The organism is Streptomyces sp. NPDC047917 (genome assembly GCF_043204345.1).
Classification (GTDB): Bacteria; Actinomycetota; Actinomycetes; order Streptomycetales; family Streptomycetaceae; genus Streptomyces; species Streptomyces sanglieri.
Window position 1 is genome coordinate 87,588 of record NZ_JBIDCA010000011.1, and the last position, 15,447, is coordinate 103,034.

The 15,447-nt window shown below is 68.9% G+C and carries 14 protein-coding genes; all 14 read right to left on the bottom strand.

Going from position 1 to position 15,447, the window contains the following annotated elements; all coding sequences use genetic code 11:
* Nucleotides 1-50: 50 nt before the first annotated feature.
* The 14 genes from ACGF8B_RS26375 to ACGF8B_RS26440 all read right to left on the bottom strand — a co-directional run bounded on the left by ACGF8B_RS26375 (nucleotide 51) and on the right by ACGF8B_RS26440 (nucleotide 14,552).
* Nucleotides 51-680, bottom strand: coding sequence for a hypothetical protein (locus ACGF8B_RS26375; RefSeq protein WP_392743162.1), 630 nt, complete (start codon nucleotides 678-680; stop codon nucleotides 51-53).
* Complete coding sequence (locus tag ACGF8B_RS26380) at nucleotides 677-1,198, bottom strand: hypothetical protein (protein ID WP_392743164.1); 522 nt, start codon at nucleotides 1,196-1,198, stop codon at nucleotides 677-679. The genes ACGF8B_RS26375 and ACGF8B_RS26380 overlap by 4 nt, the downstream gene beginning before the upstream one ends.
* Nucleotides 1,195-2,454 carry an MCE family protein gene (locus tag ACGF8B_RS26385; RefSeq protein WP_392743166.1) on the bottom strand — a complete coding sequence of 420 codons (1,260 nt, stop codon included), beginning with the start codon at nucleotides 2,452-2,454 and terminating at the stop codon, nucleotides 1,195-1,197. Before ACGF8B_RS26385 ends, ACGF8B_RS26380 begins: the two co-directional genes overlap by 4 nt.
* Nucleotides 2,451-3,602 (bottom strand): MCE family protein, encoded by a 1,152-nt coding sequence (locus tag ACGF8B_RS26390; protein WP_392743167.1) that lies wholly within the window; start codon nucleotides 3,600-3,602, stop codon nucleotides 2,451-2,453. Before ACGF8B_RS26390 ends, ACGF8B_RS26385 begins: the two co-directional genes overlap by 4 nt.
* On the bottom strand, nucleotides 3,599-4,708 hold the full coding sequence (locus ACGF8B_RS26395; RefSeq protein WP_392743170.1) for an MCE family protein: 1,110 nt from the start codon (nucleotides 4,706-4,708) through the stop codon (nucleotides 3,599-3,601). Before ACGF8B_RS26395 ends, ACGF8B_RS26390 begins: the two co-directional genes overlap by 4 nt.
* A 1-nt stretch (nucleotide 4,709) precedes the next feature.
* Nucleotides 4,710-5,729 (bottom strand): MCE family protein, encoded by a 1,020-nt coding sequence (locus ACGF8B_RS26400; protein WP_392743173.1) that lies wholly within the window; start codon nucleotides 5,727-5,729, stop codon nucleotides 4,710-4,712.
* Nucleotides 5,726-6,757: an MCE family protein gene (locus tag ACGF8B_RS26405; RefSeq protein WP_392743176.1), complete on the bottom strand. Its 1,032-nt coding sequence runs from the start codon at nucleotides 6,755-6,757 to the stop codon at nucleotides 5,726-5,728. Before ACGF8B_RS26405 ends, ACGF8B_RS26400 begins: the two co-directional genes overlap by 4 nt.
* Nucleotides 6,754-8,067, bottom strand: a complete 1,314-nt coding sequence (locus ACGF8B_RS26410; RefSeq protein ID WP_392743178.1) for an MCE family protein — start codon at nucleotides 8,065-8,067, stop codon at nucleotides 6,754-6,756. The genes ACGF8B_RS26405 and ACGF8B_RS26410 overlap by 4 nt, the downstream gene beginning before the upstream one ends.
* The gene (locus ACGF8B_RS26415; protein ID WP_266909900.1) at nucleotides 8,067-8,870 is read right to left on the bottom strand and encodes an ABC transporter permease; all 804 of its coding nucleotides are present in this window, start codon (nucleotides 8,868-8,870) and stop codon (nucleotides 8,067-8,069) included. Before ACGF8B_RS26415 ends, ACGF8B_RS26410 begins: the two co-directional genes overlap by 1 nt.
* 3 nt (nucleotides 8,871-8,873) lie before the next feature.
* Nucleotides 8,874-9,725: an MlaE family ABC transporter permease gene (locus tag ACGF8B_RS26420; RefSeq protein ID WP_392743181.1), complete on the bottom strand. Its 852-nt coding sequence runs from the start codon at nucleotides 9,723-9,725 to the stop codon at nucleotides 8,874-8,876.
* Nucleotides 9,722-10,717 carry an ATP-binding cassette domain-containing protein gene (locus ACGF8B_RS26425; RefSeq protein ID WP_342282727.1) on the bottom strand — a complete coding sequence of 332 codons (996 nt, stop codon included), beginning with the start codon at nucleotides 10,715-10,717 and terminating at the stop codon, nucleotides 9,722-9,724. Before ACGF8B_RS26425 ends, ACGF8B_RS26420 begins: the two co-directional genes overlap by 4 nt.
* A 569-nt stretch (nucleotides 10,718-11,286) precedes the next feature.
* On the bottom strand, nucleotides 11,287-12,246 hold the full coding sequence (locus tag ACGF8B_RS26430) for a hypothetical protein (RefSeq protein ID WP_392743184.1): 960 nt from the start codon (nucleotides 12,244-12,246) through the stop codon (nucleotides 11,287-11,289).
* 52 nt (nucleotides 12,247-12,298) lie between these two features.
* Complete coding sequence (locus tag ACGF8B_RS26435) at nucleotides 12,299-13,765, bottom strand: DUF6801 domain-containing protein (protein ID WP_392743185.1); 1,467 nt, start codon at nucleotides 13,763-13,765, stop codon at nucleotides 12,299-12,301.
* Between the two features lie 136 nt (nucleotides 13,766-13,901).
* Nucleotides 13,902-14,552 carry a hypothetical protein gene (locus tag ACGF8B_RS26440; protein ID WP_392743188.1) on the bottom strand — a complete coding sequence of 217 codons (651 nt, stop codon included), beginning with the start codon at nucleotides 14,550-14,552 and terminating at the stop codon, nucleotides 13,902-13,904.
* Nucleotides 14,553-15,447: the final 895 nt, after the last annotated feature.

Here is a 15,447-nt window from a genome sequence, read left to right on the forward strand (position 1 = left end):
TCTCTCCCCTGCCGGCCGATCCGTACCGAGTTGCGCGTGTGTGGGTACTGCTATCTGGAGGTGATCTCGACCACGGTCCAGTGGCCGTCCCGCAGTTGGGCGGTGACGGAGAGCTGGGCGGCGGCGGTGGTGGCCGGCTTGCCCTCGCGTTCGTAGACCTGGTCGAGGAAGACCAGCAGGTGGGCACTGTGCTCCGTCAGCCGGGTGACCCCCGCGCGCACGACATGGGTGGTGAGGGTCAGCTTCTGGTCGGCGGCCTGCTTCTCGACCTGGCCGAACAGGGCGGCGTACTGCTGGAGCGCCTTGCCCGCGAGCAGTTGCTTCGCCGACTCCTTGGTGACGGCGGTGGCCCGGGGGCTGTAGGAGAAGACCTTGCCGAGTGCGTTGCTGACGTCTCCCGCGACCCGGGTGGTGGCCTCGCTGTCGGTCAGTGCGCGGTTGGCGGTGGCGGGGGTGTCGCGCAGCGCTCTGCCCTGGGCGAAGAGCACTCCGCCGGCCACGAGGAGTACGACGGCCAGGACCGCCGCCGCGACGCCCGGCCACCGCCGGGCGGGGGCGGGCGCATCCGGCTGCCCCTCGTCGGTGGCGGTACCGGGCTCCGCCGCGGTCTCCTCGTGTTTCTCGACGTCCCGCGCGTCCACGTCCGTGCTCACGACCGCCGTCCCTCCCCGCTGTTTCATGCGCCGCTCCCGACCGGGATCGCGGTGAGCGCCTTGACCTTCCAGCCGTCCGCGGTCCGGGACAGCGTGGCCTCGAAGCGTTTGCGTTCGGTGCCGCTCCTTCCGGTGCGCGGGGTGACCTCGACATCGACGGTGGCGATCAGCTCCGCCGTCCCGGTCCGCTCGTCGAGCGCGGTGAGCGCCGCGTCGGTGACCTTCCCCCGTGCGGTGGCGCCCGCCCGGACAAGCTCCTTCGCGTCCTTGCTCCGGGTGCGTGCGAGCTGGTCGTGGAGCGGTCCGGTCGAGGAGTCGAGCCAGGCGCCGAGTCCGGCGTCCACGGTCCGGGCGTCCTTGGCGTCGAGGCTGTTCAGCCGGGCCAGGTGGTGCTTGCCGTCGGCCAGCGCGGCATCGCGGCTCTTCGCGTACGCCAGGCTGTCGTCGCCGCGCGCCTGGGCGTACGACCAGCCGCCGAGGGCGCAGATCACTGCCGCGGCGAGCAGTGCCGCCCAGCCGGTCAGGGTCCTGGTCCGGGGCGTCATCGGCCGTCCTCCCGTCCGAGGCCCAGCAGTCCGGCCATGCCGTCGTCGGCCGGAGCCCGGCCGGTGACACCGAGCGCCCCCGGGAGCCGCCTCTCGGATCCGTTCCCCAGCAGCATCGAGCCGGGCCGGGCGGGTTCGGGCACGGCGCCGCCCTTCGGCGCGTTGGCGCTGCCGCGGACGTTGATGCCGGTGCCGGGCGAGGAGGTGCAGCGGGCCTTGGTGTTGACGGGCGGGCCGGCCGAGGTGTCCAGACCGCCGCGGTAGACGGTGCCGCCGTATCCGGCGGTGCAGGGCAGGGGTTCGAAGAAGGTGACCGACATGCCGAACCGGGCGCCCTTCTCGTCGATCGCGCTGGATCCGGCGGCGGCCACCGCGGGGAGTTTCACCAGGAGTTCCTCGATGCCGCGCTGGCGGGTGACGGCGACTTCGGAGGTGGTGAGGAGGTTGGCGACGACGACGCCGAAGCTCGGGTCGAGGTCCCGCAGCAGTCCGCTGATCTGTCCGGTCGCGTCGGGGGCTACCGCGATCAGCTTGCGCAGATCGGTGTCGGACCCCTTGAGCTGTGCGGCCAGTTCCGCGGCGCCGGAGGCAAAGCCCTTGAGTGCCTCGCCCTGTTCGGCCTGGGTGCGCAGCACCGTCCGGCCGTCGGCCATCAGCCGGGTGTTGACCGGCAGCGCGTCGTCCGCCGCCCGGACGAACTCGCTCCCGGTGTCCAGCAGTACCTGGAGGTCGTCGCCGCGCCCCTCGAACGCGGTGCCGAACTCGTCGACGACCGTGCGCAGGGATTCCAGGTCGACCGAACCGGCCAGGTCGTTGACGCTGGTGAGGACGTTGGTGACGGGGGCGGGGACGGTGGTGTCGGCCTGGTCGATGACGGATCCGTTCGCCAGGTACGGGCCCTCGGTGCGGGTGGGCCGCAGGTCGACGTACTGCTCGCCGACCGCGGAGAGGCTGGCGACCACGGCCTTGAGCCCGTCGGGGATCTTCGGGGCGTCCTTCTCGATGCGCAGTTCGGCCTCGACTCCGTCGTCGGTGAGCTCGATCGGCCCGACCCGGCCCACCGAGACACCGCGGTAGGTGACGTTGGAGTGGGTGTACAGCCCTCCGGTGCGCGGGAGCTGGACCTTGACGGTGTAGTAGCTGCGCAGGCCGATGTAGTGGCCGAGGTCGGCGTACCGCACTCCGAGGTAGCCGAGTACGAGCACCGCGATGATCAGGAAGGAGATGTTCTTGAGCCGGACGGCGAGGGTGATCATCGGCTGCTCCCGTTGGTGCCCGCCGTCGGGACCGCGGGCAGCGGCAGCGGCAGTGCCTGCCCGGACCGGCTCGGAGCGGCCGTGCTCCCGGGAGCGGCCGCCGGGACGATCGGCGGGACGATCTGTGTGCCGGGCATGGCCGTCACATCCAGGTAGACGTTGAGGTAGTCGCCCTTCACCCCGCGCAGCACCTCGTCCGTGAACGGGTAGGTGAGCAGCACCTGGAGGGAGTCGGGCAGGTCGCGGCCGGAGTCGGCGAGCGCCTTGAGGCTGGGGGCGAGGGCCTTGAGGTCGGCGATCATGTCGGCCTTGCTCCTGTTGACCGTGTCGACGGCCACGGTGGAGAGGGTGTCGAGCGAGCGCAGCATGGTCAGGAGCGAGCCTCGCTGCTTCTCCAGGACCTTCAGGCCGGGGCTCAGTCCGGTGAGGACCGTGCCGACGTCCTGCTTGCGGGTGGCGAGGGTGGCGGAGAGCCGGTTCACCCCGTCGAGGGCGTCGGTGATGTCCTTCTTGTGGTCGTCCAGGTCGGTGACGAGGGTGTTGACCCGGCCGAGCATGGAGCGGACCTGGGGTTCGCGTCCGGCGAGCGCCTTGTTGAGCTCGGTGGTGATGGTCTTGAGCTGGTTGACGCCACCGCCGTTGAGGAGCATCGACAGGGCGCCGAAGACCTCTTCGACCTCGGGGTTGCGGTTGGTCCGGGTCAGCGGGATGCGGTCTCCGTCGGAGAGTCTGCCCCGGGCGGAGCCGCGTGCCGGGGCGGCGAGCTGGATGTACTTCTCGCCGAGGAGGCTGGACTGTTCCAGGTGGGCGTAGGCGTTGGCGGGCAGTTCGACCTTGCCGTTGACGCGCATGGTGACCTTGGCGTTCCAGCTGCCGGAGCCCAGGGAGACCTTGGTGACCCGGCCGACGGCGACGTCGTTGACCTTGACCGATGCCTGCGGGGCGAGGCTGAGCACGTCGGCGAATTCCGCGGTGATCTCGTACGGGTGGTCGCCGAGGTCGGCGCCGCCGGGCAGCGGCACCTGGTCGATCCCGGTGAACGACGGCAGGCCGGAGACGGTGACGACGAGGGCCAGGCCGACGCCCACGGCCAGCACCGCGGCGATGCCGGTCGTGCGGGCTCCGGGTCTGCGCAGCGCACGGCTCATCGGTTCGCCCCCTTCTTTTCCGTGACGGGCTTCGCCGGAGTGCCGTAGACGGTGCCGACGGCCGGGAGCGGCAGGGCGGGCAGCGCCTTGCGACGTGCGCCGTCCACCGGCGTGAGGCCGGCGAGTCCGCTCGCGCCGGTGAGCGGTCCCATGGAGAGCTCGTTGAGGTTGGTGCGGCCGTTGAGGGTGCGGTTGACCGGGTCGTAGGCGTTGACGACGTTGCCCGCGGCGAGCGGCAGTGTGTCCATCGACTCGGCGAGCGAGGCCCGCTGGTCGACCAGGGTCTGGGTGAGCGGCACCAGGGCGTCGACGTTCGCCTTCAGCGCGCCGCGGTTCTTCTGGATGAAGCCCTTGACCTGGCCGAGTGCGGTGCCGAGCTCCTTCAGTGCCGCGCCGAGGTTCTCCTTGTCGTCGGCGAGGAACCCGGTGACCGAGTTGAGCTGCTGTTCGGCGGCCCGCACATTGCCGTCGTTGTCCTTCAGCATGGTGGTGAAGGTCTGGAGGTAGGACAGCGTGTCGAAGAGGTTGCCGCTGCTCCTGTCGAGGGTCTTGGTGGCCTTGCCGAACCGCTCGATGGAGTCCCCGATGGCCTTCCCGTTGCCGTCGAGGTTCTTGGCGCCGGTGTCGAGGAGTCCGGAGAGCGCGCCGTCGGCGTTGGCGCCCTCCGGGCCCAGCGCCTTGGAGAGCTCGGTGATGGAGTCGTACAGCTGGTCCACCTCGACGGGGGTGGCGTTGTTCGCGGCAGGCAGTACGGCGCCCGCCGCGAGCTCCGGCCCGCCGTCGTAGGCGGGGGCGAGCTGGACGTAGCGGTCGGCCACGAGGCTGGGTGCGACGACCACGGCGTGCGCGGCCTTGGGGACCTTGACGCCCTTGTCGATGCGCAGGATCACCTCGACCTCCTTGCCGCGGGGCGTGACCGACTCGACCCGGCCGGCCCTGACGCCGAGGATCCGCAGGTCCGATCCTGCGTAGACGCCGGTGGCCTGGTCGAAGTAGGCGGTGACGGTGGTCGTTCCCTCGTCGTCCAGGGCCATCACTCCGGTGGTGGCCGCGACGGCCACCACGGCGAGTCCGGCGCCGATGCCGACGATGCGCTTCATTCTCATGTCAGCGGCCGCCTTGCTGCTTGGGTGGCTTGCACTCGGCCCCGGCCGGGGTGCCCGCGGGCACGTACTCCTTCGGGACGACTCCGCAGACGTAGTTGTCGAACCAGCGGCCGCTGCCGAGGGTGTTGCCGACGAGCCGGCTGTACGAGCCGGCCAGCGAGAGCACCTTGTCGAGGCTCTTGCGGTTCTTCACCAGTACGGCGGTGACCCTGCCGAGCGAGTCCAGGGTGGGCTTCAGCTGCTCGTTGTTGTCCTTGACCAGGCCGGTGAGCTGGGTGCCCAGGTTCCGGGTGCCGGTGAGCAGCAGGTGGATGGAGTCGCGACGGGCCTGGATCTCGCCGAGGAGCAGATTGCCGTCCTTCAGCAGGATCTCGAAGCTGCTCTTCTTGTCGGCGAGGGTCTTGGTGAGCTGTTTGCTGCCCTTGAGGAGGGTGGCGAGTTCGGCGTCCCGTTCGGAGACGGTCTTCGAGAGGGCGGAGAGCCCTTCGGCCGCGCTCTTCACGTCGGGCGGTGAGTCCTTGAAGGTGGCGGAGATCGTCTCGAAGCTCTTGGCGAGCTGCGCGGTGTCGATCTCGCCGATGGTCTCGCCGAGTCCGTTGAACGCCTGGGTGACGTCGTACGGGGAGGTGGTGCGGCTGGCCCGGATGCGCTCGTCCGGGTCCTGCGGGGCGTTGCCCAGCGGGTCGACGGCGAGGTACTTCTCGCCGAGCAGCGTCTTGATGGCGATGCCCACGGTGGAGGAGTTGCCGATCCAGACGTCCTTGACCTTGAAGCTGACCTTCACCTTGGGGCCGTCGAGCGAGACTCCGGTGACCTCGCCGACCTTGACTCCGGCGACGCGTACCTCGTCGCCCTCGCTCAGTCCGGCGGACTCGGTGAAGTCGGCGCTGTAGGTGGTGCCGCCGCCGATGAAGGGCAGCGAGTCCACGCGGTAGGCGCCCAGGCCGACGAGTGCGAGGACGAGCAGTCCGACGACGGCCACGGCGACGGGGTTGCGTTCCCGTACGGGTTTGATCCTCATGACTGGCACCTCGGCTTCCTTACCTCGATGCCGGTGGGCGGGGCGCTGCCGTCCTCGGTCGTCACTCCGCCGACCTTGGCCTCGCAGAGGTAGAGGTTGAGCCATGAGCCGTACGAGGTGAGCCTGCTGATCGCCGCCATCTTGGCCGGGGTCTTCTGCAGGAAGTTCTCGATCTGCGGGGTCCCCTTGCCCAACTGGTCGGACAGACGCCCGAGTTGCCTGATGTCGCTCTTGAGGGGCGCCCGGCCGTCGTCGAGGAGGTCCGCGGTGACGGTGGTGAGCGCGCCCATGGCGGTGACCGCCTGGCCGAGCGGCTTGCGGTCGCCGGCGAATCCGGTGACGAGCTTCTGCAGGGTGACGACGAGGTCGTCGAAGCCGGCCTCGCGGTCGTTGACGGTCTTCAGGACCGTGTTGAGGTTCTTGATCACCTCGCCGATCACCTTGTCCTTGGCGGCGACCGTGCCGGTCAGCGAGCCGACGTGCGAGAGGATGCTGTCCACGGTGCCGCCCTCGCCCTGGAGCACCTGGACGATGGATCCGGCCAGCTGGTTGACGTCGGGCGGGGAGAGCCCCTCGAAGAGCGGCTGGAAGCCGTTGAAGAGCTGGGTGAGGTCGAGCGCCGGAGTGGTGCGGGAGACCGGGATGGTGGCTCCGGCGGCGAAGCTCCGGCCGACCGGCCCGGCCCCCTGGTCGAGGTCGATGTAGCGCTGGCCGACCATGTTGAGGTACTTGATCGAGGCGGTCACCGACGCGGGGAGCTTGCGCCCCTTGCGGACGGCGAAGCCGACCTCGGCGAGCCGTTTGTCGGCCACCCGGATGGATTCGACCTGTCCGACCTCGACCCCGGCGATCCGGACGCTGTCGCCGACGACCAGCCCGGTGGCGTCGGTGAACCTGGCCCTGTACGTGGTGGTGTCGCCGACGCTCGTGTTGGCGATGGAGAGTGCCAGCACGGTGGTGGCCAGCACGGTCACCAGGATGAAGGCGATGGACTTGGTGAGCGGAGCGGCGAGAGAGCGGCGCTTCACTTGAGCTTCACCTCCGCACCGCGGAAGGCCGGACCGATGAGCACGCTGCTCCAGTCGGGCAGGGTCTGCGGCTGGACTTTCAGTGAGGGAGCGACCAGCTCGTTGACGAGCCGGCTCTCCTGCGGGGAGTTGGGCATGCCGAGACCGGACTTCGGGTCCGACGGCGCGGCGCCGGCCGGTTGCTCGGCGGGGGCGGTGCCGGGTGCGGTGACCGGCGTCGCCGCCCGGGTGTCCGCGGTCGGCAGGGCCCTGCCCACGTACGGCACGGAGTAGCAGTGCGGTCCGCCGGTCGCGTCGTAGACCGGCGTGTCCTTGCCGGGCACGTACTTGCCCTTGGACTTCACGGGCTTGACGGTGACGTGGAGTCCGGGCCTGTCGGTGCCCTTGCCGAGCGCCTTGTCCATGGCCGGGACGAAACCGGCCAGGGTGCGCAGGGTGCAGGGGAATTCGGCGGAGTACTTCGCCAGCAGTTCCAGCGTCGGCCGGCTCTCGGCGGAGAGCCGGATCAGGTTGTCCTTGTTCTCCCGCAGGAACGAGGTGAGGTCCTGGGCGGAGGCGGTCGTGGACCCGTACAGCCCGGCGAGCTGTGCCTGCTGTTCGGCGATGGTGCCGCTGGTGGTGGTGAAGTCGGTGAGCGCGTCGAGCACATCCGGCGCGGCGTCCCCGTACACCTTGCTCACCTTGACGAGTTCCTTGATGTCGGCGTTGAGCGTGGGGAGTTGGGGGTTGAACTTCGCCAGGTGGGCGTCGAGCGTGGCGAGGGTGTCGCCGAGCTTCTCGCCACGGCCTTCGAGGGCCTGGGAGACCGCGCCGAGGGTGGCGGCGAGCTTCTCCGGCTTGACCGCGGTGAGCAGCGGCAGGACGTTGTCGAGGACTTCCTCCAGCTCGATGGCGTTGCTGGAACGGTCCTGCGGGATGACGGAGCCGGCCCGCAGCGGCTGGGTGGACGGCAGCTCGGGTGGCACGAGGGCGACGAAGCGTTCCCCGAAGAGCGTGGTGGGCAGCATCTGGGCGGTCACGTCGGCCGGGATCCGGTCGAGCTTGCCGGGGTCGATGGCCAGGGTGAGCCGGGCCCCGTCCCCGTCGGCCGCGATGTCGCGGACCTGGCCGACGACGACGCCGCGCAGCTTCACGTCGGCGTTGTCGTGCATCTCGTTGCCGACGCTCGCGGTGCGTACGGTCACGGTGGCGTCGTCGGTGAAGTCCTTCCGGTAGACCGAGACCGAGACCCAGACGAGCACGGCGGGTACGAGCAGGAAGGTGACTCCGGCGAGTCTGCGGCGGACGGTCTGCGTCCGGTGGGAGTTCATCAGCCGGCCACCTTCACCGTCGTGGTCGCGCCCCAGATGGCGAGGGAGAGGAAGAAGTCGGTGACGCTGATGAGCACGATGGCGTTGCGCACCGACCGTCCGACCGCGACCCCCACTCCGGCGGGACCGCCGGTGGCGTGGAAGCCGTAGTAGCAGTGGGCGAGGATCACCATCACGCTGAAGATCAGCACCTTGAGCACCGACAGCAGCACGTCGTCCGGGGAGAGGAAGAGATTGAAGTAGTGGTCGTAGGTGCCCGCTGACTGCCCGTTGAACAGGACCGTGATGTAGCGGGACGCGAGGTACGAGGAGAGCAGCCCGATCGCGTACAGCGGGATGATCGCGACGACCCCGGCGATGATCCGGGTGGAGACGAGGTAGGGCATGGACCGGATCCCCATCGCCTCCAGGGCGTCGACCTCCTCGTTGATCCGCATCGCGCCGAGCTGGGCGGTGAAGCCGGCGCCGACGGTCGCGGAGAGCGCGAGTCCCGCGACCAGCGGGGCGATCTCGCGGGTGTTGAAGTAGGCGGAGATGAAGCCGGTGAAGGCGGAGGTGCCGATCTGGTTGAGGGCGGCGTACCCCTGGAGGCCGACGACGGTCCCGGTGAACAGGGTCATCGCGACCATCACACCGATGGTGCCGCCGATGACACCGAGACCGCCGCTGCCGAAGGCCACTTCGGCCAGCAGCCGCTGGACCTCGCGCAGGTAGCGCCGCAGGGTTCGCGGCACCCAGATCAACGCGCGTACGTAGAAGGTGAGTTGTTCGCCGGATCGGTCGAGCCAGCTGAGCATCGACATCGGTCAGCTCCCCTTCGCGGGGACGATCTGGAGGTAGATCGCCGTGAGGACCGTGTTCACGAAGAACAGCAGCATGAAGGTGATGACGACGGACTGGTTGACCGCGTCGCCGACGCCCTTGGGGCCGCCGCGCGGGTTGAGTCCGCGGTAGGCGGCGACGATGCCCGCGATGAAGCCGAAGATCAGTGCCTTGACCTCGCTGATGTACAGGTCGGGAAGCTGGGCGAGGGCGGAGAAGCTGGCCAGGTAGGCGCCGGGGGTGCCGTGCTGGAGGATCACGTTGAAGAAGTAGCCGCCGAGCGTGCCGACGACGGAGACCAGTCCGTTCAGCAGCACGGCGACCAGCATGGTGGCGAGGACCCGCGGGACGACCAGGCGCTGGATGGGCGAGACGCCCATGACCTCCATCGCGTCGAGTTCCTCGCGGATCTTCCGGGAGCCGAGGTCCGCGCAGATGGCCGAGCCCGCGGCGCCGGAGATCAGCAGGGCCACGATGATCGGGCTGGCCTGCTGGATGACGGCGAGGACGCTGGCGCCGCCGGTGAACGACTGGGCGCCGAGCTGCTGGGTCAGCGAGCCGACCTGGAGGGCGATGACCGCGCCGAACGGGATCGAGACGAGCGCCGCGGGCAGGATGGTGACGCTGGCGACGAACCAGAACTGCTCGATGAACTCCCGCACCTGGAAGGGCCGTCGGAAGACCTCGCGGCTCACGGTCGCGGCCAGTGAGAACAGCTTCCCGGTCTCGCGCAGCGGGGAGAGCAGCCGGTTCGGGGGCTTCTGCGCCGGCTGCTTCGGCGCCACCGCACCGGTGGGCGGCGGCTCCGGGGGCCGCACCGGCATGGGGGCCGTCACAGGCGTTCACCGCCCACGGCCGGGGTGTAGCTCTTCATGATGGCCGTGCGGGCCGCCTCGGGCAGCTGGCCCATCATCGACAGGACCCGTTCCCGGCGGCGCACGGCGGCCTGCCGTACGGGCATGCCGGGCGACGGCTCCAGCTGGGGTACGACGGTGCGCGGCCCGTTGGCGGAGCTGATGCCGACTCCGTACCCGTTCATCTCCTCGGCCGCGAGGGTGGCGGCGTCCTTCTCCTCGGCCATCCCGATGGGTCCTTCGCGGCGTCCGGCGAGGAACTGGGCGACCACGGGCACATCGCTGGTGAGCAGCACCTCGCGCGGTCCGAAGGTGACGAGGTTGCGGCGGAAGAGCATGCCCATGTTGTCCGGGACGGTGGCCGCGATGTCGAGGTTGTGGGTGACGATCAGCATCGTCGCGTCGATCTGCGCGTTGAGGTCGATGAGCAGCTGGGAGATGTACGCGGTGCGCACCGGGTCGAGTCCGGAGTCCGGTTCGTCGCAGAGGATGATCTGCGGGTCCAGGACCAGGGCGCGGGCCAGGCCGGCCCGCTTGCGCATCCCGCCGGAGATCTCACCCGGCAGCTTGCCCTCGGCGCCGAGGAGGCCGACGATGTCGATCCGCTCCATGACGATCCGGCGGATCTCCGATTCCTTCTTGCGGGTGTGTTCACGCAAGGGGAAGGCGATGTTGTCGAAGAGCGACATCGATCCGAAGAGCGCGCCGTCCTGGAACATGAGCCCGAAGAGTTTACGGGTCTCCATGATCTCGCGTTCCGGACTGTTCACCATGTCGACGCCATTGATGAGGACGCGCCCCTGCTCCGGCTTCAGCAGACCGATGATGGATTTCAGGAAGACGGTCTTTCCGGTGCCGGAAGGCCCGAGCATCACACTCACTTCGCCGGCGGGCAGCGTAAGGGTGACGTCCTGCCAGATGTTCTGCTTGCCGAAGGACTTCGTGAGGCCCTCGACGACTACTTCGATTCCCATCGGTCCTCCTTCGAAGTTGTTGTGAACGAAGTCATCTGTCAGCGCTCCGGCTCTGAGAAATGCGTTGGCGGCTCGTCACACATGCACCAGGAGGCGCACGCTATGTCCGTCGAAACCGCCAGGACAAGCCGTTGAGCAGCGGAAATCAACGAACCGGGCTCTCGGTGTGGATCATTTGTCACCGAGTGACAAAGCCGGATGCGGGCTTTGTCGAAATCTGCGCAAGGTTTCCGGCCCACGAACCGGGGCCCCGCGGCCGGTGAACCGGAGCCACCGGGGCTCCAGAGGTACCGAACAGGCAGCAGCGGATGCGTTTCCCCGCTGCTCAACGGGACGCTACGGCCCGGTAACCAGCCACCGCAATACCGGTTCGTAAACTTTTTGCACGCCATTCGACGGCCTTTTTGTTTTTGTGAACGAGTGAGTATTGCGCATCGCCCGTTTGTCGATAAGTGAGCCCTTCGGCACACCGGTATGCAAACGCCCGCCGCGCCCGGAAGAATGTGCCGGGCGCGGCGGGCGGCATCGCTGATCTCCGTACTCCGCGAAATGAGGTACCGGAGAGGTGCCTACCGCGCCACTCCCGCGTGCCAGCTCTCCGAAAGCAGCCGGCCGGCGTTGGGGGCCGCCGCACCGGGCAGTGCCAGTCCCCCGGTGTACGTGGCGGCGTTGTTGAGCACCAGGTTGTTCTTTCCGGCCGCCGACGGCAGCGCCGTCTTCAGGTTGACCGCCCAGTTCAGCTCACCGAGGGTCAGGGGGCCGCAGCCGCTCACCCCGGGGACGGCGAAGCCCGCGTCGCCCTGGTCGTTCCCGGTCAGCTCGATGCGGTTGAGCGCACCGCCGGTGTTCGCCGCGCCGTTGGCGTCGAAGCGCTTGCTGCCGATGGCCGGCTGGGTGAGGTTCTGCGGGCGCAGCACGATCGGGTCGGACGTGGTCCCGATGTAGCACTTCGAACCCAGGAAGGGGTTCTCCAGATGGATGCGGACCGGGATGTCGACGATCGTCTTCCCGCTCTGCATCCCTGCGGCCACGTCGAAGTTCCTGGGCGTGCCGGCCGACTGGACGGTGGCGACGACCCGGTTGAGGCTGTTGTCCGTCAACTGCCTGCAGATGTCGCTGACCACCGGAATCCCGCTCGGGCACATGATGCCGAGCAGGCCGCCGGGTATCTCCGTCGGCGCTCCCACGATCGCCCCGCCCGCGGGCGGCACGACCTTGGACTCACCCGTCGCCGTGTTCCGTACGACGCCGAACTGGAGGTCGTTGGCACCGGTGGTCGCCAGGGTGTTGCCGAGCTTGATGGAGCCGCTCTCGGAGTGCGAGGCCACACAGATCGCGATGTCGGTCTGGCCGTCCGCGGCCAGCATGGCCGGGTCGTCGACCGGACACCGGGTGAAGGGCGCCCAGTTGCCGTTCATCTCCTGGGCGGAGGCGGCGCTCGCCGGCGAGGTGCTCAGGGGAATGCCGACGGCGACCGCCATCAGCGCGCCGAGGAGGGCGGGTCTGACGCTTTTCGGGGCAGCTCGCATGGTTGGTCCAGCCTTTCTGGGGGTCCGGGAGTCAGCGCTTGCGGAACAGCTCTCAGCGTTCGGGCTCGGGCTTCGGCGGCTCGGGACAGTTCGCCGGAACGCCTTCGACACACAGCGGGGACTGCATCATTTTCGTGTAGTTGCCATTTCCGGAGACCGAGGCGGTGAAGAGGTTGTCGAGATCCTCCGTGACCCCGCATCCGGTGAACGGGGGCACATCCGCGTAGCCGGTCAGCGGTCCCCCGGTCTTCACCGTGTAGCCCTCGGGGCCGCCCACGCCGGACGCCCCCTTGCCGACCAGCTTCAGCGTCATCGGGCTCGCACTGCGGCAGTCGGGGCCCACGTCCAGCGGCTCCCCGTTGACCTCCACGTCGTAGAGGCGTGCGCGCATGGGGGCGATGGCGGTCGTCGTCTCCTTGTACTTCTTGGTCTCCGGGTCGGGGGCCGAGTCGCCCAGCGTTCCGATGTCGATCCTGCCTTCGAGGATCAGTTCCACCTTCGCCGTCGTCGGCATGAAGCCGAAGGTGAGGAAGGTGGCCTCGGCCGGCGGCATCTGGGCCCTGCCCTGATAGTCGAGCGTGCCGTCGGTGGTCAGCCAGCTCTTCACGCCTGTCGGGCATTTGAGGAAGGAGACGGACGTGTTCAGGTTGAGGCGAAGATGTCCGGGGTCGCTGAACTTGATCGCCCCGGCCAGTTTGTTGACGTTGGAGTATCCCGCCATGTAGCCGTGTGCCTGCTTGGGCACCTGCGGGAGCGGACCGGTCATGACCGTGCAGTCGGCGGGTGGCTGCACACCCCCGGACGGCAGATCCGCTGCCCGTCCGGCCTTCGCACCGCCGGACGGGTCGGGGCCGGTGTCCCCGGACGGCTCGGGGGCGGCCCCGGAGGGCGGCGTGGTTCCGCTCTCCGGTGGAACGGTGACCGTGGCCAGTTCCGCGCTCTGGTCCGGATCGGCCTTGCACGAGAGGGCCAGCGGGGGCGGCGCGTCCCCGGCGCCCTCGGCGGCGCGCGGGGCGAGGCCCACGTCCAGCTGCCCCAGGGCGAAGAGCACGTCACCGCTGGACCTCGGCGTGATCGTCGGAACCTCGCCCGTCGCCCGGAGTGCGAGGTCGCCCGTGGCGGGGAGAGCGGTCTCCGGGATCTCCAGTCCTTGCCAGGGCACATCCGTCGACTCACCCCGTTGCGAGACCTCGGTCAGCATCCGGGCGGATCCCGAGACGGCCACGGGTTCGGCCCCCGGCGAAGCGGAGAGCACGGAACGCGGGAGCTCGAAGGAGAGGGCCACGTCCTGGATCCGGATCGCCGACCCGACGCTCGTGGTCACCGGCAGCTCGGCCGCGATGTGCACCGTGACCGGCTGTGCGCCGGAAGGAAGGTCACAGGTGTAGGCGACGTCCGCCTCGGCGGTCCGGGTGTCGGTCGCGGCTCCCGTCCCCGGCATGAATCCCGCCACGAGCGTCACCGCACCGACTGCGGCGATGCGCGCGGCGCGCCGCGGGTCCGTGGTCCTTGTTCTCATCTCGGCCTACCTGCCGTCGTCTCGGTGCTCGGCACTCGTTGCGTGTTGCGAAGGGACCTGCCGACGGCGGGCCGCGGAGAGGAGGTGAACCTCCGCTCCGCGGCCCTTCCTTGCCACCGGTTCCGGTCCGGACCGGTTACGGCGAGGTGATGGTGAGCGGCGCGGCGACCTTGTACGTCGCGTCGAACGTCGCCGAGTCACCCGCGTTGAGCAGCCCCGAGCAGTTGTCGGCGCTGTCGACCTTCAGGCCGGTGCCGGTGTTGATGTCGAGTTCGCCGGTGGCGTTGTTGTACGTCACGTTGCTCACGGACCCGGAGATCACGGCCTTGCAGGTGCCGAGGATGGTGTCACCGGTCAGGTTGACCTTGACCCCGGACAGGCTCCCCGAGGTGACGCCACCGCTGTAGCTGCTCGCGTCGATGCTGATGGTGGCACCCGACGCGAGTGCGGCCGTGAAGTTCGAGCCGAGCGGTCCCGGGCACGGGCTGGCCGCGGATCCCCATGCGGCGGCGGTGATCTTCGCGATGCCGACGCCGGTGGAGTACGTACCGCTCGGAGCGGTACCACTGGCAGTACCCACCGAGCAGTCCACCTGCTGGCTGGTGTTGGTGTCGACCAGGGTCGCCACCGTGCCGGCCTTGAGCTGGGCCGTGAAGGTGCCGTTCGCGTTGGGGTTGACCACGGTCCACTGCGCGAGGGCGGTGGCCGAGGCCGACGTGGCGGCGAAGCCGAACGCGGCTGCGGCGACGGTCGTGGCGAACAATGCTCGTCTGAGGGTGTTTCTCACGGAACATACCTCCGGGAAGTGGAGTTGGACGTACCCGATTACCTCGCACCACACCCTGGGAATGGGTCCGGCACGAGGGCGGCTCACATCGTGGAACGCAGAAGTCGATGGACTCGACTGCGTGATCGAACTCCGTGCGGATCGAACGTTACGAGCCAGTAGCCCAACGCGGCAATACCCGGCGCAGAAAATCCCCGCACCTCCCAGCAAAAGCATTCCGCCTTAGCGACAACTCAGCAGATCGCCGCGATTTTCTATACGAAAGTGAGTAGTTACGGCTGTGTCATGCGCCCCGGCCCCCGCCGGACACTCACCCCAGGCGCAGTCACCAGCGGCGGGCCGGCCCGCCGACCGGCCACGTACCCGCCGGTAAGATCGTCGGGACCTCGGCCGAATGACGTCCTGGCGCACGGTGTCCACCATGCGGCCGGACCCCCGCAGGGCGTCACCGAGCATCGCCCCGGACCACGGTCCACACCGACACCGGCGGACCGCCGGTGAATTATCCATTCCGGCCGACCGGTTTTGACATTTGCCCGCCGACCCCAAAGGATTCCCCTTCTCCGAATAGCGAGCTCCCCGTGTAATTCCGCACCCAGGAGGCAGCAAATGGCCGCGTCCCGCTACGACCGCAGCACTCCGGGAAGATGCACACCAGCGGCACGAATCAGCACCAATCACCCGGACGGGAATCCATGACCCGCGGTTGCTTTCTTGTCGCAGGGAGAGCAGATGTCCGAAAAACATTGTCCTGAAGTGAGCACCGGCTTCCCACCTGCACCGAAGCACCACAACGCGGCCGAGATATGTGCCCCTTGCACTTCGATCTTGTCCAAGTAGTGGGCACGACCGCTGACTTGGTCTATCTTCATCGCGAACTTGGTACGCACCTGTC

Coding starts and splice junctions, on each gene's coding strand:
- ACGF8B_RS26400 (WP_392743173.1), bottom strand. CDS start 5,729: ATGAGGATCAAACCCGTACGGGAACGCAACCCCGTCGCCGTGGCCGTC.
- ACGF8B_RS26385 (WP_392743166.1), bottom strand. CDS start 2,454: ATGATCACCCTCGCCGTCCGGCTCAAGAACATCTCCTTCCTGATCATC.
- ACGF8B_RS26435 (WP_392743185.1), bottom strand. CDS start 13,765: ATGAGAACAAGGACCACGGACCCGCGGCGCGCCGCGCGCATCGCCGCA.
- ACGF8B_RS26430 (WP_392743184.1), bottom strand. CDS start 12,246: ATGCGAGCTGCCCCGAAAAGCGTCAGACCCGCCCTCCTCGGCGCGCTG.
- ACGF8B_RS26425 (WP_342282727.1), bottom strand. CDS start 10,717: ATGGGAATCGAAGTAGTCGTCGAGGGCCTCACGAAGTCCTTCGGCAAG.
- ACGF8B_RS26380 (WP_392743164.1), bottom strand. CDS start 1,198: ATGACGCCCCGGACCAGGACCCTGACCGGCTGGGCGGCACTGCTCGCC.
- ACGF8B_RS26395 (WP_392743170.1), bottom strand. CDS start 4,708: ATGAGAATGAAGCGCATCGTCGGCATCGGCGCCGGACTCGCCGTGGTG.
- ACGF8B_RS26415 (WP_266909900.1), bottom strand. CDS start 8,870: ATGTCGATGCTCAGCTGGCTCGACCGATCCGGCGAACAACTCACCTTC.
- ACGF8B_RS26410 (WP_392743178.1), bottom strand. CDS start 8,067: ATGAACTCCCACCGGACGCAGACCGTCCGCCGCAGACTCGCCGGAGTC.
- ACGF8B_RS26390 (WP_392743167.1), bottom strand. CDS start 3,602: ATGAGCCGTGCGCTGCGCAGACCCGGAGCCCGCACGACCGGCATCGCC.
- ACGF8B_RS26375 (WP_392743162.1), bottom strand. CDS start 680: ATGAAACAGCGGGGAGGGACGGCGGTCGTGAGCACGGACGTGGACGCG.